At 64.1% G+C, this 19,349-nt stretch carries 15 protein-coding genes; 6 read left to right on the forward strand and 9 right to left on the reverse strand.

What is annotated here, in order from left to right:
- Position 1: 1 nt before the first annotated feature.
- The gene (locus ACYG9R_RS05180) at positions 2-724 is read right to left on the reverse strand and encodes a GntR family transcriptional regulator (RefSeq protein WP_023686960.1); all 723 of its coding nucleotides are present in this window, start codon (positions 722-724) and stop codon (positions 2-4) included.
- Between the two features lie 124 nt (positions 725-848).
- Between ACYG9R_RS05180 and ACYG9R_RS05185 the strand changes: the two genes are divergently transcribed.
- From ACYG9R_RS05185 to ACYG9R_RS05205, 5 genes are read left to right on the forward strand one after another with little or no spacing between them, the layout of a single operon-like run.
- Positions 849-1,649 (forward strand): ABC transporter ATP-binding protein, encoded by an 801-nt coding sequence (locus ACYG9R_RS05185; RefSeq protein ID WP_023686959.1) that lies wholly within the window; start codon positions 849-851, stop codon positions 1,647-1,649.
- Positions 1,646-2,392, forward strand: coding sequence for an ABC transporter ATP-binding protein (locus tag ACYG9R_RS05190; protein WP_023686958.1), 747 nt, complete (start codon positions 1,646-1,648; stop codon positions 2,390-2,392). Before ACYG9R_RS05185 ends, ACYG9R_RS05190 begins: the two co-directional genes overlap by 4 nt.
- Complete coding sequence (locus ACYG9R_RS05195) at positions 2,389-3,297, forward strand: branched-chain amino acid ABC transporter permease (RefSeq protein ID WP_023682690.1); 909 nt, start codon at positions 2,389-2,391, stop codon at positions 3,295-3,297. Before ACYG9R_RS05190 ends, ACYG9R_RS05195 begins: the two co-directional genes overlap by 4 nt.
- Positions 3,294-4,277, forward strand: a complete 984-nt coding sequence (locus ACYG9R_RS05200) for a branched-chain amino acid ABC transporter permease (protein WP_023823559.1) — start codon at positions 3,294-3,296, stop codon at positions 4,275-4,277. Before ACYG9R_RS05195 ends, ACYG9R_RS05200 begins: the two co-directional genes overlap by 4 nt.
- Positions 4,274-5,569 carry an NAD(P)/FAD-dependent oxidoreductase gene (locus ACYG9R_RS05205; protein ID WP_023686956.1) on the forward strand — a complete coding sequence of 432 codons (1,296 nt, stop codon included), beginning with the start codon at positions 4,274-4,276 and terminating at the stop codon, positions 5,567-5,569. Before ACYG9R_RS05200 ends, ACYG9R_RS05205 begins: the two co-directional genes overlap by 4 nt.
- Before the next feature lie 130 nt (positions 5,570-5,699).
- Here ACYG9R_RS05205 and ACYG9R_RS05210 read toward each other — a convergent pair whose 3' ends face one another.
- The 8 genes from ACYG9R_RS05210 to ACYG9R_RS05245 all read right to left on the reverse strand — a co-directional run bounded on the left by ACYG9R_RS05210 (position 5,700) and on the right by ACYG9R_RS05245 (position 16,634).
- Positions 5,700-8,537, reverse strand: coding sequence for a nitrate reductase (locus tag ACYG9R_RS05210; RefSeq protein WP_023823560.1), 2,838 nt, complete (start codon positions 8,535-8,537; stop codon positions 5,700-5,702).
- A gap of 3 nt (positions 8,538-8,540) precedes the next feature.
- Complete coding sequence (gene nirD, locus ACYG9R_RS05215) at positions 8,541-8,870, reverse strand: nitrite reductase small subunit NirD (protein WP_023686954.1); 330 nt, start codon at positions 8,868-8,870, stop codon at positions 8,541-8,543.
- A 5-nt stretch (positions 8,871-8,875) separates the two neighbouring features.
- Complete coding sequence (gene nirB / locus ACYG9R_RS05220) at positions 8,876-11,326, reverse strand: nitrite reductase large subunit NirB (RefSeq protein WP_023708118.1); 2,451 nt, start codon at positions 11,324-11,326, stop codon at positions 8,876-8,878.
- Between the two features lie 4 nt (positions 11,327-11,330).
- Positions 11,331-12,128, reverse strand: a complete 798-nt coding sequence (locus ACYG9R_RS05225) for an ABC transporter ATP-binding protein (RefSeq protein ID WP_023682696.1) — start codon at positions 12,126-12,128, stop codon at positions 11,331-11,333.
- 10 nt (positions 12,129-12,138) lie between these two features.
- The gene (gene ntrB / locus ACYG9R_RS05230; protein ID WP_023682697.1) at positions 12,139-13,029 is read right to left on the reverse strand and encodes a nitrate ABC transporter permease; all 891 of its coding nucleotides are present in this window, start codon (positions 13,027-13,029) and stop codon (positions 12,139-12,141) included.
- Positions 13,030-13,123: 94 nt separating this feature from the next.
- Complete coding sequence (locus ACYG9R_RS05235) at positions 13,124-14,452, reverse strand: CmpA/NrtA family ABC transporter substrate-binding protein (protein ID WP_023667844.1); 1,329 nt, start codon at positions 14,450-14,452, stop codon at positions 13,124-13,126.
- 338 nt (positions 14,453-14,790) lie between these two features.
- Complete coding sequence (locus ACYG9R_RS05240; RefSeq protein WP_031199262.1) at positions 14,791-16,029, reverse strand: CmpA/NrtA family ABC transporter substrate-binding protein; 1,239 nt, start codon at positions 16,027-16,029, stop codon at positions 14,791-14,793.
- A gap of 2 nt (positions 16,030-16,031) precedes the next feature.
- Positions 16,032-16,634 (reverse strand): ANTAR domain-containing response regulator, encoded by a 603-nt coding sequence (locus ACYG9R_RS05245; RefSeq protein ID WP_023667842.1) that lies wholly within the window; start codon positions 16,632-16,634, stop codon positions 16,032-16,034.
- A 282-nt stretch (positions 16,635-16,916) separates the two neighbouring features.
- Here ACYG9R_RS05245 and ACYG9R_RS05250 point away from each other — a divergent pair, with 282 nt between their 5' ends.
- Entirely contained in the window at positions 16,917-19,205 is a 2,289-nt protein-coding gene (locus ACYG9R_RS05250) for a mechanosensitive ion channel family protein (RefSeq protein ID WP_245260038.1), read from the forward strand.
- The last annotated feature ends 144 nt before the right edge of the window (positions 19,206-19,349 follow it).

Here is a 19,349-nt window from a genome sequence, read left to right on the forward strand (position 1 = left end):
GTCAGTCCTTCGCCGATTGAAGTTTGTCGCGCAGGAAGGCGAAGGGGCGGCTGATGTCGGCTACCAGCGCCTCGCGCGCCGCTTGCGCATCCTGTTTGGCAAGTGCCGCGACAATTCGACGATGATAGTGGGCGGTATCAACCTCGCCTGCCTCGGAGAAGGCATAGATGGCGACGCGGATGCAGGGACCCGATTGAAGCCAGAGGCTTTCGATCATCGGGATCAGCACAGCCGAGCCGCAGCAGCGGTAGATCTCAAAATGGAAGCTCTGGTTGAGCGTCGCTTCGCGATCGATATCCTTCTTGTGCTTCAGGGCCCGCATCTCGTCCCACTCGCCCAGCATGGCTTCGATCGATGCGATCTGGCGCGGGCTCATGCGCCTGGCGGCAAGCGCTATCGCTTCGCCTTCGATGAGGGAGCGGGCACGCAGGAGGTCGTCGATGCGCTCCAGCGTGATCGGCGGCACGCGCACGGAACGGTTGGGCAGCGCCTCCAGCGCCTTTTCCGTGATCAGCCGGCCGAGCGCTTCGCGTACCGGCATGGTCGAGGTGACCAGCGCATCGGCAAGACCACGGATGGTCAGCACCTGGTTTGGCTCGAAAAGGCCACCGATCAGAGCACGGCGCAACTCGGAATAGACGCGATCCTGCACCGTCTCGCGGCCGACCGGCGTAAGCTGGGCTGCGATCGTCTCGTTGTTCTTTTCGATGGCAGCCTTCTGCATTACCGGCATTTGCCCCGTTTTCGGCTTGCGAATGAAATTAAAGCCGAATAGCGTGATCAAAGCAAGTGTGATCACAAATCAAAAATCAGGAGGCGACAACGATCGTCTTCGGCCAGAGGGTTTGATGAGCGATGCAGCGGAGCGCCAACGGCAGGAGACCCGTGCGCCAGTTCTGACGGCACGAAACGTCGTCAGGCGTTTTGGCGGCCTTGTCGCCGTCAACGATGTCTCGTTTGATGTCAAAGCGGGCGAAATCCTCGGCCTGATCGGGCCGAATGGCGCCGGCAAGACGACGATGTTCGATCTGTTGGCGGGCAGCATATTGCCAACCAGCGGCGATATCCTGCTCAATGGCACGCGCGTCTCCGGCGAAGCCGCTCATCTGCGTATCGGCCGTGGTCTTGGCCGCACCTTCCAGATCCCGCGCCCCCTGCCCAATCTGACGCTGATCGAAAACATCATGCTGGCGGCGCAGGGCCAAGCCGGCGAAAAATTGCTCGCCAACTTCGTCACGCCGTGGCGAGTGGCGGCACAGGAAAGAGCAGCCAGGGCAAAGGCACTCGAGCTGCTCGAGCTCGTCTCGCTCGCTCGGCTGGCGCACGAACCGGCGCGCGTGCTTTCCGGCGGTCAACGCAAGCTGCTCGAACTCGCCCGCGTCATGATGGCCGATCCGGCGATCATCCTGCTCGACGAACCGGCCGCCGGCGTCAACGCGACGCTGCTCGAGATCATCATCGACCGCATCCGCGACATCAACGCGCACGGCATCACCTTTCTGCTGATCGAGCACAATATCGACATGGTGACGCGGCTCTGCCATCGCGTCCTCGTCATGGCGAGCGGCCAGTTGCTCAGCGAAGGCACGGCGGAAGAGGTCGCCCGCGACCCGCGCGTCATCGAGGCCTATCTCGGAGGTGCGGCATGAGCGAAACTGTCCTCAACGTCCGCAATCTCGAGGCCGGCTATGAGCCCGGCGTGCCGATTGTGCGCGGCGCCTCGATCACCGTCGGCAAGGGGGAGATCGTCGTCGTGCTCGGCCCCAACGGCGCCGGCAAGTCGAGCTTCATCAAGGCGATCGCCGGCCTTGTCCCGATCACCGGCGGCACCGTATTTCTGGACGGCAAGGACATCACCGCCGCTCCCGCGCACACCATGGTTCGGCTCGGCCTGGCCTTCGTACCGCAGACGGAGAACATCTTCCCGCTGATGTCGGTCGAGGACAATCTGAAGGTCGCCTGCGGCATCCTCGAGCGACGCGAAATCCCTGCCCGCATCGAGGAAATGTATGCGGCCTTCCCCGACCTCGTCCGCCAGCGCCGCACCGCCGCCGGCAATCTGTCGGGCGGACAGCGGCAGATGCTCGCCGTCGCACGTGCGCTGATCGTCCATCCCAAGGTGCTGCTGCTCGACGAGCCATCGGCCGGCCTCTCGCCGAAATTCGTATCGATGGTGTTCGAGATGCTGGCCGGCATCCGCAGGTCCGGCGTCACCATCCTGCTGGTCGAACAGAACGCCAAGGCAGCGCTGGCCATCGGCGACCGCGCCTATGTGCTGGTCGAAGGCAAGGACCGGCACGAGGGTGTGGCGTCCGAATTGTGGAACGATCCTGTCGTCGCCGAACTCTATCTCGGCCAACGCCCTCACGCCGGCAAGGGAGGCGCGGCATGAGCCTGCAATTTGTCGTCGATGGGTTGCTGACCGGTTCGATGATCGGCCTCGGCGCCATTGGCGTGACGCTCACCTATTCGATCCTGCGCTTCTCGAACTTCTCCCATGGCGACTTCATGGCCTGGGGCACCTATGCGACGCTCGCCGTCGTCAGCACCATCGGCGCGATGTTCGGCAAGGTGGAGCCCATTGGACCGCTGTCCTTCGGCTGGTCGCTGCTGGTTGCGCTGGTTGTCGGCATGACTTTCACCGCCCTGCTGGCGCTGTTGCTCGACAAGGTGCTGTTTTCGCGGCTGCGCTCGCAGGGGCAAGCCATCATCGTGGTGATGGCGAGCTTCGGCGCCTCGATGGCGCTGCGCAGCCTGCTCGAATTCACCTTCAGCTCACGCCCGACCTATTTCAGCCGGGCGATCCAGATCGCCATGCCGGTCGGCTTCGGCATCCGCATCACGCCCGATCAGATCGCGCTGCTGCTGCTGACCGCAGTGCTGGTGCTCGGCGTGCATCTGTTGATGACACGCACGCAGACCGGCCGCTCCATGCAGGCGCTGAGCCAGAATGCGGCCCTGGCCCGCATCGTCGGCATCGATGTTGCCTCCGTGGTGCGCGTCACCTGGATCATCGGCGGGGCGCTGGCCTGTGTGGCCGGCGTGATGATCGGCATTCTGGTGCAGATCCGCCCGTTCATGGGCTTCGACATGCTGCTACCGATGTTCGCCGCCGCCATCCTGGGCGGCATCGGCAGCATACCGGGCGCCGTGCTCGGCGGCCTGATCATTGGCCTTGCCGAAGCCGGTGCGGTGCAGCTGATCGGCGCCGAATGGCGCGCCGCAATCTCCTTCATCATCCTGATGGCGGTGCTGTTCGTGCGGCCGATCGGCCTGTTTGGTGTGAGGGAACGCTGATGGACCTGCTCGGCTACGGCGCCTTCTTCCTGACCACCGCACTGATCTTTTCGCTGGTCACACTGGGGCTCAATCTGCAGTGGGGGCTGACTGGCCTTTTCAATGTCGGTCTTGCCGGTTTCGTCGCCATCGGCGCCTATACATCGGCGCTGCTCACGACCCCGGACGATGCCGCGCGCTTCGGCGGCTTCGGTCTGCCGATCCTGGCCGGCTGGGCGGGCGCCATGATCGTCGGCGGTATCGCCGCAGCAATTACCGGCATGGCCACGCTGCGTCTGCGATCAGACTACCTGGCGATCACCACCTTCGGCGTCGCCGTCGTCGTGCAGCTGGTCGCGCTCAACGCGCAAAAACTCACGGGCGGCCCGTTCGGCATCGGTTTCATCCCGCGCCCGTTCGGCGGCCTTGCCGAAACGCCGCTGTTGTTCAACGTGTCGAACCTCGCCGTCGTTTCGGCTGTGACGCTGATCGCCTATCTCGCTCTGGAGCACCTGTCGCGCAGCCCCTGGGGCCGCGTGCTCAAGGCGCTGCGCGAGGACGAGCGAGCGGCGATTTCGCTGGGCAAGAGCGCGCGCTTCTACCGCGTCCAGGCCTTTGCCGTCGGCGGCGCCATCATGGCGCTGGCCGGCGCTTTGCAGGCGCATTTCACCGGCTTCATCGCGCCCGATAACTATCTGCCGATCCTGACCTTCCAGGTCTGGGTGATGCTGATCGTCGGCGGCTCGGGCAGCAATGCCGGCGCCATTGCCGGCAGCATCCTGGTCTGGGCGATATGGGCGGGGTCGGGCACGCTGACCAGCGTGCTGTTTGCGCCCGAGCAGCAAGCACGCGCGGCCTCGCTGCAGATCGTCGCCATCGGCGTCGTGCTCTGCGTCATCCTGCTGATCCGGCCGAACGGATTGTTCGGCGACCGGCCGCGCCGGCCGAAGCCCGGCAAACAGACAAAGGCGGCGGCCAGCGAGAACGAGGCCGGACCATGAATGCCATGATCCGGCAAGACGTGCATGGCGTTTCACTCTGGCATGCCGTCAGCCGCAACCGCCGCGACCGGGGCACGCTGCAAGGCGGGCTCGACGTCGATCTCGCAATCGTTGGCGGCGGCTTTTCCGGCCTGTCGACGGCATTGCATGCCGCCGAGAAGGGGCTTTCGGTCGCGGTCCTCGAAGCCGAATTCATTGCCTGTGGTGCGACCGGCCGGAATGCCGGCTTCGTCGTTCCGAACTTTGCCAAGCGGGATCCAGACGACATCATCACCGAACTCGGACCCGAGCGCGGCGGGAGGCTGATCGATTTCGCCGCGGGAAGCGCTGACCTGGTCTTCGGCCTGATCAAGCGGCATGGCATCGAATGCGACGCTGTGCAGAATGGTTGGATCCAGCCGGCGCATTCGTCCGCCGCGCTGGAAAAGACGCGATCGCGCGCCGAGCAATGGGCGGCGCGGGGCAGGCCGACCGTAACGCTCGATGCCAAGGCGGTCACGACGCTCACCGGTATCGGCGGCTACGCCGGCGGTTGGATGGATAACTCGGGCGGCGTCCTCAATCCGGTCGAGTATGCGCGCGGCCTGGCCGATGCCGCCGAAAAAGCCGGCGCGCGGATCTTCGAGCAGACGCGCGTCGCTTCCATCGACCGCGCTGCGGATGGCTGGACCTTGACGACCGCATCCGGCGCCGTGCGTGCGGGCAAGGTGGTGATCGCCACCAACGCCTATGGCGGGGCACTGAACCGGACACTGGCGCGGACCTATATCCCGCTGAAAGTCTTCCAGATCGCCACTGCGCCGCTGTCGCGGGCCATACGCGCGCGCCTGCTGCCCGGCGGCCAGGGCGTTGGCGACACCAGGCGCAACCTGTTCACGTGCCGCTTCGATGGCCAGAACCGGCTGATCAGCGGCGGCATGCATGTCGTCGGAGCCGGCGCTGAGACGCGCATGCCGCAAACGATTTGGCGACGGCTCGCCAGGCATCTCGATTTGCCTGACCTGCCGCCGCTTGCCTACAGCTGGACAGGCGTGGCGGCGGTGGTGCCGGATTTCCTGCCGCGTCTCATCGACCTCGGCCCGGGCCTGATCGCCGGCTTCGCCTGCAACGGTCGCGGCATCGCCATGACCACGGCAATGGGCAAAGTGCTGGCGGACTGGGCGAGCGGAACGGACGCCCGATTTCTGCCGCTCCCCTTCGCACCGCCAGCGCCGATCCCGCTGCACAACCTCGTGCGCTATGCACCGAATATGCTGCTCCCCTGGAGCATCCTGCGCGACCGGCTGGATTAGACAGCCAAGCCAGGTGATCCTCCTGCCGGCGCGCTCACAGCGACCCGAAAAGGACCGCCACACCTTCCGCAATCGATGACCGTGGTGGCCCAAGAGGATATAGTCAGATCCCCTCCCCATCCAGCCGCATCTACTCCGCAGCCTGAACCCGATTGGCCTGGATGACCGCCCGGATCTCGGACCGGCAGGAGCCGCAATTGGTGCCGGCCTTCAGGGCGCCGCCTATGGCTTCGACTGTCGCGCACCCGGCTGCCACTGCCGCCGCGATCTGGTTGACCCCGACGCTGAAACAGGAGCAGACGGTCGCGCCCGCATCGGGCCGATCGGCGCCGGCGCGACCGGCGACGATCCTGAAGCGTTCGCGTTGGCTGGTGTGAACCTCCTGGAGTTGCTGTGCCGCCCAACCCCGCGAAACCGCCACCGGTCCCGACGCGATAAACAAAGCCCCGGCGAGGTGCTGGTCGTCGAAGGCAGCAATACGATGCTGGCCGGTATCGCGGTCGTGATAAGCGAGCGTATCGGCTACGGGAACATCGAAAAGCGAACCAGCAAAACCAGCCCAGTCGATGTCGTCGTCAGCAAAGGCAAGCTCCACCCGCCAGCCGCCCTTGCATTTGGCCACGGCCCAGTAATCTGCTGCGACCGCCACCGGCTTGCGGCGCACCACGGCGAAGCCGAAGGCTCTCGCGGCGAACTTCTCGATGCGGGCGCCGACATGTTTCAGCGCAGGCTGACCGGAAACCGGATCGGTCAGAGGCGCGGTCAGCGTGTCGAGCCGGCCTTTTGCCGAAAACTGGTCAGTCCAGTGCATCGGCGCAAACACGCTGCCCTGGCGCTGGCGTGCCGTCACCAGCGCGCGCACCAGCACATCGCCGCGCGGGCTGGAGACGCGCACGATGTCGGCGTCGCCAATGCCGTGATGCGTGGCATCCGCGGGGTGGATCTCGACGAAGGGCTCGGCCATGTGCTGGGAGAGACGTGGGCTTTTCCCAGTGCGGGTCATCGTGTGCCAATGGTCGCGAACACGGCCGGTGTTGAGGATCAGCGGATAGTCCGGGCTGGTGCGTGTCTCGACGATGGGACGAATGGCGATGAAGCGGGCCTTGCGGTCGGGATTGTAGAAATTGCCGTTGGCGAAGAAGCGGGTGCTGGAAGGGTCAAGTCCCGCTTGAACACCCCCCTCTGTCCTGCCGGACATCTCCCCCGCAAGGGGGGAGATTGGCAGCTTTGACGCCGGCATATCTTCTGCATCGTTGGTAATTGGCGAAGGCCGAGGCGACGGCTGATCTCCCCCCTTGCGGGGGAGATGGCCGGCAGGCCAGAGGGGGGTGGCTGTGCTCGGCGCCGGCCACTGGAACGGAGCCAATTCTTCATAGGCGTCGGCATCGATCGCACCATAAGCGCCGATATCGAAATCCCGCGCGCCGTCATTCTCGAAACCCGACAGCGCGGCGTGTTCGGCGAAAACCTCCGCCGGCGTCACATGCGCAAACGCCTCGCCAAACCCCATCCGCTTGCCCACCTCGGCAATGATCTGCCAATCCGGCCGCGCCTCGCCGGGCACCGCAAGAAAGCTGCGCTGGCGCGAGATGCGGCGCTCTGAATTGGTCACGGTGCCGTCCTTCTCGCCCCAGGCGGCGGCGGGTAGCCGCACATGGGCGTGACGCACGGTGTCCGTGCTCGCCAGCACATCCGAAACCACGACAAACGGGCAGGCCTTGATCGCCGCCTCGACGGCATCGGCATCCGGCATCGAGTCGACCGGGTTGGTGGCCATGATCCACAATGCCTTGATGCGGCCGGCGGCGATCGCCTGAAACATCTCGACCGCCTTCAGACCGGGCTTTGGGGCGACGGCCGGCGCATTCCAGAAACGCTGCACGCGGTCACGGTGCTCGGGGTTTTCGATCTCCATATGGGCGGCCAGCATATTGGCCATGCCGCCGACCTCGCGGCCGCCCATGGCGTTGGGCTGGCCGGTCACTGAAAACGGTCCTGCCCCAGGTTTGCCGATGCGGCCGGTGGCGAGATGGCAGTTGATGATGGCGTTGACCTTGTCGGTGCCCGAAGACGACTGGTTCACTCCCTGGCTGTAGACAGTGACGGTTTTCGCAGTCGCGGCGAACAGGTTGTAGAAGCGGGTGAGCTCGTCCTCGCTCAGGCCGGTGGCGGCGGCAATGCCGGCAAGGTCGAGCGCCGATGCGGCGAAGAGAGCTTGGCCGAAGCCGGTCGTGTGTGCGGTCACATAGCCGCGGTCGAGTGCGTTGTGCTGGCCGAGCCAGGCGAGCAGACCAGTGAACAAAGCAACGTCGCCATCCGGCGCGATCGCCAGGTGAATGTCGGCGATATCAGCGGTCATGGTGCGGCGCGGGTCGACCAGCACGACCTTCATCTCCGGTCGTTTTTCCCGGGCCGCCGCGATGCGCTGGAAGAGCACGGGATGGCACCAGGCGAGATTGGAGCCGACCAGCACGATCAGGTCGGCGAGCTCGAGATCCTCGTAGGTGCCGGGCACGGTGTCGGAGCCGAAGGCGCGGCGGTGGCCGGCAACCGAGGAGGCCATGCATAGCCGCGAATTGGTGTCGATGTTGGCCGAGCCGATGAAGCCCTTCATCAGCTTGTTGGCGACATAGTAGTCTTCGGTCAGCAACTGGCCGGAGACATAGAAGGCGACGGAGTCAGGACCGTGCTCGGCGATGGTTTGCGAAAAGGTCGAAGCGACGCGGTCGAGCGCCTCGTCCCAGCCGGCACGGCGACCGTGGATTTCGGGGTAGAGCAGCCTGCCGTCGAGGTCGATGGTTTCGGCCAGGGCCGAGCCCTTGGAGCAGAGCCGGCCGAAGTTCGCTGGATGGTCGGGGTCGCCGCGGACGCTGACTTCACCGTCCGCGGCGACTTTCGCCAGCACGCCGCAACCCACCCCGCAATAGGGGCAGGTGGTCCTCACCTCGCGCGCTTCGCCCAGTTCCATGCTTCAGGCCGCGCGGCTGGCCAGCGCTTTCAGCGCAATGAACAGGAGCTCGCCCTCGATCCGCACAGGAATGGTGCGCACGGCGCCCTCGTCGGCGCCGAGCGCCTTGCCCGTCTCCAGCGAGATGACCCAATTGTGCAAGGGACAGGTGACGGCGGTGCCGTGGACGATGCCTTGGCTCAGCGGCCCACCTCTGTGCGGGCAATGATCGTCGATGGCATAGACCTGATCGTCCTGCGTGCGGAAGACGGCGATCTTGCCCTCGGGTGTGTCGACGCAGCGCGCGCCACGCCGCGGGATGTCGGAGAGTGAGCCGATCGATATCCAGTCCATTTTGATCACTCCGCCGCCTGCGCAAACCCGACAGAAGCCATTGGCCGGAACTCGTGCTTGTCCTTGCCGGAGACGCGTTCCGACCACGGGTCGACCTGGGCGAATTTCTGGCTGAAGACGAAGCGCTCGTAATAGGCCTTGCGCTTTGCACCGTCGTCCATGATCTGGCGCTTGATCTCGGGGATGCCGATGCGCTTGGCCCATTTGTAGATGCGCTCGAGATAGCGGCCCTGCTCGCGATACATCTGCGTCAGCGCCACGATATGCTCCAGCGCCTCGTCCTCGGTCTTGACCAGGCCAAGCACTTCGGTGCCCTTGATGTCGAGGCCGGCGGCGCCGGCGAAATGGATCTCGTAGCCACTGTCGACACAGATCACGCCGACATCCTTGCAGGTCGCCTCGGCGCAGTTGCGCGGACAGCCCGACACCGCCATTTTGACCTTGGCCGGGGTCCACGAGCCCCACATGAATTTCTCGATGCGAATGCCGAGGCCGGTCGAATCCTGCGTGCCGAAGCGGCACCAGTCGGAGCCGACACAGGTCTTCACCGTGCGCAGGCCCTTGGCGTAAGCATGGCCTGAGACGAAGCCGGCCTGGCCGAGATCGGCCCACACCGCCGGCAGATCCTCCTTGCGGATGCCCAGCATGTCGATGCGCTGGCCGCCGGTGACCTTGACCATCGGTATCTCGAACTTGTCGACGACGTCGGCGATGGCGCGCAGTTCGGCGGCGTTGGTGACGCCGCCCCACATGCGCGGCACCACCGAATAGGTGCCGTCCTTCTGGATGTTGGCGTGGACGCGTTCGTTGATGAAGCGCGACTGATAGTCGTCGGCGTAATCGTTCGGCCAGTCGCAGACGAGGTAGTAGTTGAGCGCCGGCCGACATTTTGCGCAGCCGCAGGAGGTCGTCCATTCCAGCTCCTGCATGACGGCGGGAATGGTCTTCAGGCTCTTGGCGATGATCAGCCGGCGCACCTCGTCATGGCCGAGCGTGGTGCAGCCGCACATCGGTTGCACGGCGGCCGGGTTGTATTTGTCGCCGATGGTCAGCACCATCAGCTTCTCGACCAGCCCGGTGCACGAACCGCAGGAAGCCGATGCCTTGGTGTGGGCGCGCACGTCGTCGAGCGAAGCCAGGCCCTTGGCCGTGATCGCGCCGGTGATCTTTCCCTTGCAAACGCCGTTGCAGCCGCAGATTTCCGCATCATCCGGCAAGGCTGCAACGGCCGCCATAGGGTCCAGCGGGGCACCCCCCTGGTAGGACTGGCCGAAGATGAGCGTGTCGCGCATCTCCGATATGTCGGTCTGCTTCTTCTTGAGATCGTTGAACCAGGCCCCATCCGCCGTCTCGCCATAAAGCACGGTGCCGATGATGCGGTCGTCCTTGAGCACAAGGCGCTTGTAGACGCCGGCGGCGGCATCGCGCAGCACGATCTCCTGGCGGTCCTCGCCTTCGGCGAAGTCGCCAAGCGAGAACAGGTCGATGCCGGTGACCTTGAGCTTGGTCGGCGTGTCCATGTGGACGAAGGCCGCTGCCTCGTTGCCGGCCAACTGGTTCGCGGCAACGCGCGCCATCTCGTAGAGCGGCGCGACCAGCCCGTAGACCTGGCCGTTGACCTCGGCGCATTCGCCGAGCGCGTAGACGTCGGGGTCGTTGCTGCGCATGCCGGCATCGACGACAATACCACGATTGACGGCTATGCCGGCCTCCTTGGCCAGCGCCGCATTCGGCCGGATGCCGACCGCCATCACCACCAGCGTTGCCGGGATGATGGTGCCGTCGGCAAGCTCCACCTGCCCGACCTTGCCGTTGCCGGTGATCGCCTGGGTGTTGGCCTTGGTGATGACCTTGATGCCGCGCTGTTCCACCGCGCGCTGCAGGAGATAGCCGGCGGCTGGATCGAGCTGACGCTCCATCAATGTCGGCATGACATGCAGCACGGTGACGTCCATGCCTTGGGCGTTCAAACCTGCTGCCGCCTCCAGCCCGAGCAGGCCGCCGCCGATGACCACGGCCTTGGCGCGCGACTGGGCGGCAAGCATCATGGCCTGAACATCGTCGAGGTCGCGATAGGTCAGCACGCCCGGCAGATCGTGACCGGGCACCGGAATGATGAAAGGCACTGATCCGGTGGCGATGACGAGCTTGTCGTAAGGCTCGGTGACGCCGTGGTCGGAGGTGACGGTCTTGGCCGCCCGGTCGATGGCGACGATCTTGTGACCCTTGTAGAGGGTGATGTTGTTGGCGATGTACCAGCCGTCGCCGTGGATGATGATTTCCTCATAGGCCTTTTCGCCGGAGAGAACCGGCGACAGCATGATGCGGTCGTAGTTCACCCGCGGCTCGGCGTTGAAGATGGTCACGGTGTAGCGGCCCGGCGCCTGTTCGAGCAGATGCTCCAGCATGCGCCCAGGGGCCATGCCGTTGCCGATGATGACGAGCTTTTCGGTCATGGCGTTACTCCGCGGCTTCGACGAAGCGATGACGTTCATAGAGGAACTTCAGCACCGCTTCGCGGCAGCGCAAAAAGGTGCGGTCGGAAGAGAGTTCGACGCGGCGACGCGGCCGTGCCAGCGGCACCGCAAGCACCTCGCCGATGGTCGCCGCCGGACCGTTGGTCATCATGACGATGCGATCGGACAACAATACCGCCTCGTCGACATCGTGGGTGATCATGATCGTCGTCGAGCCGAGCCTGGAATGGATGTCCATGACCGCGTCCTGAAGATGGGCGCGCGTCAGCGCGTCGAGTGCACCGAACGGCTCGTCGAGCAACAGGATCTTCGGCTCCATGGCAAGCGCCCGGGCAATGCCGACGCGCTGCTTCATGCCGCCCGATATTTCGGCCGGCCGCTTGTCCTTGGCATGGGCCATCTGCACGAGATCAAGATTGCGCATGATCCAGTCATGCCGTTCGGTCCTGCTCTTGGAACGACCAAAGACTTTCGACACCGCCAGGCTGATGTTTTCGTAGACGGTGAGCCATGGCAGCAGGCTGTGGTTCTGGAACACCACGGCGCGCTCGGGTCCGGGGCTGTCGACCTCCTTGTTTTCAAGCAGCACGGCGCCGGCGGAAACCTTGGTCAGCCCGGCGATCAGATTGAGCAAGGTCGACTTGCCACAGCCGGAATGGCCGATGATGGAGACGAATTCGCCCTTGTCGATGGTCAGCCTGATGTCCTTGAGCACCTCGCTGACCTGACCGCCGCGGGCAAAGGATTTGTCGATATGGTCGAGCTTCAGATAGGCCGTCATCGCCCTCTCCTCACTTTGCCGTTGTGCCGCGGGTGACGAAAGCGCCGACCGCAGCGACCAGGCGGTCGAGGCAGAAACCGGTGACGCCGATATAGGCGAGCGCGACGATGATGTCGGGCAGCCGCGACGAGTTCCAGGCGTCCCAGATGAAGAAGCCGATGCCGACGCCGCCGGTCAGCATTTCGGCGGCGACGATGGCGAGCCAGGACAGGCCGATGCCGATTCTGAGGCCGGTGAAGATGTAGGGTGCGGCGGCCGGAACCATGATCTTGACGAAGAATTCGAACTGGTTGAGCCGCAAGATGCGTGAGACGTTGCGGTAGTCTTCCGGAATGTTTCGCACGCCGACGGCGGTGTTGATGATGATCGGCCAGATCGAGGTGATGAAGATAACGAACAGCGCCGACGGGCTGGAATCGCGGAAAGCAGCCAGCGACAGCGGCAACCAGGCCAGCGGCGGCACGGTGCGCAGTATCTGGAACACCGGATCGAGGCCACGCATGGCCCAGATCGACTGGCCGACCAGGGCGCCGAGCGCGACGCCGACGATCGCCGCCAGGCCGAAGCCGATGGCGACGCGCTGCAGAGAGATCAGCACCCGCCACGCAAGGCCGATATCCTGCGGGCCGTTGTTGAAGAACGGATGCGCGATCAGGTCATAGGCCTCGTTCCACACCTGGCTGGGCGGCGGCAGGCTGGCGGTCGGCGACGAGCAGGCGATCTGCCACACGACCAGCATGAAGGCGATAACGATGACCGGCGGCACCAGGGCGGTGGCCAGCCTGCCGGCGATCGCGATCGGGTCGAAGCGGCGCCGCGCTTTGGCGGTGAAAGCGATGACCGCGGCAGGCTTCGCGGGGAACGCCTTCACCGTGGTTTCCTCAATGGCTTGGATGGACATGTCTGAGTATAACTCCGGGGTCGATGCGGGCGACAAGCGGCGAAGCGCCGTTGCGCTGGGGGCGACAAACGGCGCAACGCGCCGTTTGCGCCGGTCAAGCCGATGCCTTGATCTTCAGGCTGTCGAGATAGGCCGACGGGTTGGCCGGGTCGAAAATCTTGCCGTCGAAGAATGTCTCGACGCCACGCGACGACGAGGCCGGAATATCGGCTGCGGCAACGCCGAGATCCTTCGCCGCCTCGCGCCAGATATCCTCGCGATTGACCTGATCGACCAGCGTCTTGATGTCGGTGGTCGGCGCGAATTTTCCCCAACGGATGTTTTCGGCGAGGAACCAGCTGTCGTGGCTCTTGTAGGGATAGGAGACGCCACCCTTCCAGAATTTCATGTAGAGGTCAGTGCCGGTGGCCACGCGGCCATTGCCGTAGTTGATGTCGCCCTTGAGGCGGCCGATAATGTCGGCGACAGGCACGTTCATCCATTGCCGCTTGCCGATGATGGCGGCCATCTCGTCCTTGTTCTCCGTGGCCTCACACCATTGCTGGGCCTCCATGACGGCCATCACGATCGCCTTGGTGGCGTTCGGGTATTTGTCGATGAATTCGGCGCGGAGGCCGAGCGCCTTTTCGGGATGACCCTTCCACAGTTCGCCGGTGGTGGCGGCGGTGAAACCAACGCCCTGGTGGACGAGCTGTTCGTTCCACGGTTCGCCAACGCAGAACACGTCCATGTTGCCGACTTTCATGTTGGCGACCATCTGCGGCGGCGGCACGACAATGGTCGAGACGTCCTTGTCGGGATCGATGCCGCCGGCGGCAAGCCAGTAACGGAGCCACAAATCATGGGTCCCGCCCGGGAACGTCATGGCGGCCTTGATTTCCTTGCCGGCCGCCTTCTTGGCGGCGAAGGCGTCCTTCAGCTTGGAGGCGTCGAGCCCGACACCGGTGCCGGCGTATTCCTGCGCAACCGAAATGCCCTGGCAGTCGTAGTTGAGCCGCGCCACGATAGCCATCGGCATCGGCTGGTTGTTCTGCGTCACCTTGCCGGTGTGCATGAGATAGGGCAGCGGCGTCAGGATGTGAGCGCCGTCGATGCCGTTGGCTTCGCCGCCGAGCATCAGATTGTCGCGCGTCGCGCCCCAGGAGGCCTGCTTGATCACCTCGACGTCGGGCATGCCGAACTTGGCGAACAGCCCCTTCTCCTTGGCGATCATCAGCGGCGCCGCGTCGGTCAGCGCGATGAAGCCGAGCTTGGCGCCGGTGACCTCCGGAGCGGTCGTGGCGGCATAGGCGCCCGAGGGGAAGAGCTTGCGGGCCGCCACGAACAGGCCGGCCGTCATGGCGCTGCTGACAAGAAAATCGCGGCGCGTCACATCCTTGAGCGATGTTCCCGTCCCGATCCATTTTCCTATTTTTTCTTTCATCGTGATCTCCGGTTGAACGCTTCGTCGAGTGGCCCAAAACAAAAAAGCCGCCGTCCAGGCCTCGCGCGTCCGTACATCCGGGATCGCGTCGTTGACCTGAGCGGCAGCTTTGCCTGTGGTGCCCGCCATTGGACGCCTGTTCCGTGACCCGCGAAGGGTCTGGCTAATTCAAAGCAGGAACCGTGCCAGTTCTGAGTGAAACGAAAAACCTAAATGAAATCAACATTACGCGCCAGACGCCGGCACGTGAGGCGACATCGCAAGCAGGTCAAAGATTGTTCATTACAGCAATCGCACGCACATTTTTTGTGCAATGCACAAGAATGGCGCGAGAATGATCAGGCTTCCGCGCGAGCGACTTTCTGGCGCGCTATATAGCCGTCGATCTCGTCGGGGTCGAAGGTCTGACCGTCGAAGAAGCCGTCCGGCCCAAGCACCAAGCCTGCCCCAGTCGCACCGACAGCCGTGGCGACCTTAAGCGCGCCCTCGACCTTCGCATTGGCGCCGGGAAGTGCAACGCCAAGCGGCTTTAGCGCCGAGCGGTAGAGGTCCGGACGGTAGCAGTCACGGGCGATAGCAAGGTTTTCCGGCGTGTGCTCGACATGCCCCCAGCGCACCATCTGCGTATAGAACCACAGCGCATGGCTCTTCCACGGAAAGTTCGCCGCCTTGTCGAAGGGCAGGAAGAAGTCGTCGACATCCAGTTCGGCGCCGCCGCCCAGTTCAAGATGGCCGGTCAGGATCGGCATCTGGACAGCTGGTGGCAGGCCCAGGAAGCCAGCTTGAGCCATCACACCAGCCAGTTCGGCGTGGTTGCCCGGATCCTGGCACCAGCGCGCCGAATGATGCAGCGCGCGCAGCAATGCTGCCAGCGCGACCGGGTTCTCCTGCGACCAGGCCTTGCGCACGCCGATCACCTTCTCCGGACTGTTGCGCCACAGCAGCGCCTTGACGGTGACGATATGGCCGGTGCCGGCGGCGACCGAGGCGCTGTTCCAGGGCTCGCCCACGCAGTAGCCGTCGATCCGCCCGGCGACCAGCGCATCGGCCATGAAGGGCGGTGGCACGATGACGATCTCGATCTCGCGCTCCGGATCGATGCCGCACCCGGCAAGCCAGTAGCGCAGTTCGTAATTATGCCCCGAATGCGGGTGCACCACGGCAAAGCGCAGCGGATCGCCGCCAGCCCCGGCGCGGTCGCGAATGAAGGCACCGAGGGCTGCGCCCGCGCGCGCGGGCTCGAGATCGGGTATGGCGCCGTGTGCCGCCATGCCTTCCCAGACGGCGTTGGAGATGGTGATGCAATTGCCGCCAAGCCCGAGCGAAAACGGCACGATGGTCTCGGAAGCAAGCGGCGTCAGCCCGAGATTGCAGGCGAGCGGCATCGGCCCCAGCATGTGCGCCAGGTGGAAATGGCCGATGGCAATGCGGTCGCGGATGTTGGCCCAGGAGGTCTCGCGGTGCAGTGTGAGATCGATGCCCTCGCGCGCGGCAAATCCAAGCTCACCCGCCGCAACCAGCACGGCACTGTCGAAGAGCGGCATGAAGCCGGCGGTGATCTGGTGCTCGGCGCTCATGCTCATTCGTCCTCCGACGGCCCGAGCAGCCCGGCGGCAGTCACCAGGCTCTGGGCAATGTCGCCGATCTTGCGGTTCTGGTTCATCGCCGTCTTGCGCAGCAGCGTGTAGGCGGCCTCTTCGGTCAGGCCGCGCGACTTCATCAGGATGCCCTTGGCACGGTCGATCACCTTGCGGCTCTCAAGCTCGCCTCGAACCTCTTCCAGCTCGCGCGCCATGCGCGAGAAAGCGTTGAAGCGGCTGACCGCCATGTCCAGAATCGGCTTGACGCGCTCTTGCCTGAGGCCGTCGACGACATAGGCCGAAACGCCGGCATCGACCGCCGCTTCGATCGATGCCTGGTCCGATCGGTCGACGAACATGGCGATCGGCCGCTTCACCGCACGCGACAGCTGGAACATGTTTTCCAGCATGTCGCGGTTCGGGTTTTCCAGGTCGATGACGATGACGTCCGGCTCGATCTCGGCGATCCGCCGCGCAATGCCGGTCACGTCGTGGATGACGGTGACCCGCTCATGGCCGGCCTCGCGCAAACCTGCCTCGATGATCGCGGCGCGGATACGGTTTTCGTCGATGACCAGGACGGCGAGTGAGCTGCGGACCATGCGCGCATTGTGGGCAAGGTCGCAAAATTGTGCAATGCGGCATGGTACCAGGCTCCCGCCGCGGAGCAACCGACGACCGACAATGACCCGGTCTAGGTGGTCGGGACAAGGAATGCAGCGCAACGCTGGCACTGGTGATGACAGCCTTGCCGGTCGCCTGGTGCCCTACCCAACGGTCTAGGTGCGATGAGACTTGCACCGCAACATCGGCTTGTTAAAGGTGGGGGCAACGACGGACATAGCTGTCCTTGCTCGCCGATCTGACCGGAAGGTTACCGCACGATGCTGCTCATGAAACGACGATTGGGGGCCAGGGAGCCGGCGCGCCCAGCACGGCGTCCCGGGAACCTGACGGCGATGTTCGTCCTGATAGCCGGGCCGCTCGTCCTTGGCATCGCCCTCCTGCTGGCTGGCCCGGCACAGGCGCAGTCACCGGCCGCCGTCGCGCCCGACAAGGTCAAACAGCTGTTCGAGCTTCTCGACGATCCGTCGGTGAAGGCCTGGGTGGCCGAGCAACGAAATCCGGCCGCTGGATCAACGGAAGCGCCTGCCGAGACTAGCGCTCCGCCGGCCGACGCCGTGGCCGCACCGGGCCAGATGAATACTATGGCATCCTCGACGCTCGATCGGATCAAGCATCACATCGAAAAGATCGTGCGAACCTTGCCTTCGCTGCCGGACCAGTTCGCGCGCGTCCGGGCCAATACCATGGACGATATGTCCAGCAAGGGCCCCGTCAGCATATTGGTGCTGATTGCGATCTTTATCGCTGCCGGCCTGGCGCTCACCTGGGCAATATACAAGCTCACCCGTCCATTTCGTCTTTGGATCATCGCGCAACCCAGAGATACGCCCATCGGGCGGGCCAAGAAGATCGGCGGCCGCACGCTTTATTCCAGCATGATGATCGGCTCGTTCGCGCTGGGCAGCGCCGGTGCGTTCATGCTGTTCGACTGGCCAGCGCTCATCCGCGAGATTGTGCTGACATTTCTGATGGCTGCGGTCTTTACGTGGGCTGTGCGCCTATACGTGATGGCCACACTCGTCCCTTCTTTCATGGAGGTCGAGCACGCCATCGAGGTTCGTGCCCTGCCGATCACCGACGGAGCTGCTGACCATTGGGCTTATTGGCTGCCCCGGATCGTCGGCGTTTTCGCCTTCTTCGCCGCCGCGTTTGTCCTCTTGCCGGGTCTCGGCATAGACCAGGACGGAATGATGGTCCTGTCCGTCGGCGCCGATTTCATATTGCTGTTGCTCTTCCTGCTGGCCATTTGGCGTCGGCCAAGAACGCAGCGAGACGGCGCGCGCCACAGCGGTCACACGGCAGTGACATGGTTGTTGACGGCTTATTTCGTCGTTCTGTTCCTCGAACGCATTGCCGGCCTCTACACATTCTTCTGGTTTACCTTCACCGCATTCTTCCTGCCTTTGGCAATTGTGCTGACAGAGCGCGGGGTTAATTTCGTCCTGCGGCCCGGTTCGGAAGATGCCGGCCGGCCGACGATCCCGGCGGTGACGATCGCTGTCATCGATCGCGGTATCCGGATGATTTTCATCCTCGCGGCGGCTTACCTTCTCGCACGCGTACTGGGCCTGGACATGCAATCCATGCGCGGCAGCGATACGACCACCATGCTCATATTGCGCGGCTTGATCAACGTCGTGGTCATTGCCCTTGCTGCCGATTTCGGCTGGTCGATCATCAAAGCCTTGATCGAACGAAAGCTGGGCGTCGCGATACCGCAAGCGGTGGTGAGCGAAGAAGACATCCTCACCCTCGATCCGCATCAGGCGCGGCTGCACACGCTGTTGCCGATCATCCAGAACATTCTGCTAGCAGTGATCATCGTGATGGCGGTGCTGATGATGCTCGCTTCGATCGGCATCCAGATCGGCCCGCTGATCGCCGGCGCCGGCGTCGTCGGCGTCGCCGTGGGTTTTGGCGCGCAAACCATCGTCAAGGACGTGATCTCTGGCGTGTTTTATTTGCTCGACGATGCTTTCCGTGTCGGCGAATACATTTCATCGGGCAGCTACAGGGGTACGGTGGAGAGCTTTTCGCTGCGCTCGGTGAAGCTGCGCCACCATCGTGGTCCGCTGTTCACGATACCTTTCGGTGAACTCGGCGCCGTGCAGAACCAGAGCCGCGACTGGGTCACCGACAAATTCAACATCACCGTTGGCTATGACACCGATATCGACTTCGCCCGCAAACTGATCAAGCGAATTGGCCTGGAACTGGCGGAAGATCCGGAGTTCAAACACTGGGTGATCGAACCGATCAAGATGCAGGGCGTGCAGGAGTTCGGCGAGTACGGCATCGTCTTGAGGGTCAAGGTCACGACCAGACCTGGAGGCGCCTTCAGCATGAAAGGCAGGTTCTTTTTGCGCCTCCGACAGGCCTTCAAGGAGCAGGGCATCGAACTCCCATTCCCGACCGTCCACGTCCAGGGGCTGCAAGACCCGCATGCGACAGAGAATGCGCCTTTAGAGATCACACCTGAATTACGAATGGCCGTCGCCCAGTCGCACACCAATCGGCGCAGAAAAAAAGCCGGCACAACGGAGTAGGACGCCGTGATACCCGCCGGTCGCAACACGGCTTTCCGCGCAATGCCTGGACCCACGACGCTAGTCGGAACTGCCGATAGCGGTGACGCGATCGCCGCCAACCAGCACCAGCGTGGCGTTTCTGAGGCCAAGCTTGACGAAAAG

This window comes from Mesorhizobium sp. RSR565B (assembly GCF_054719465.1).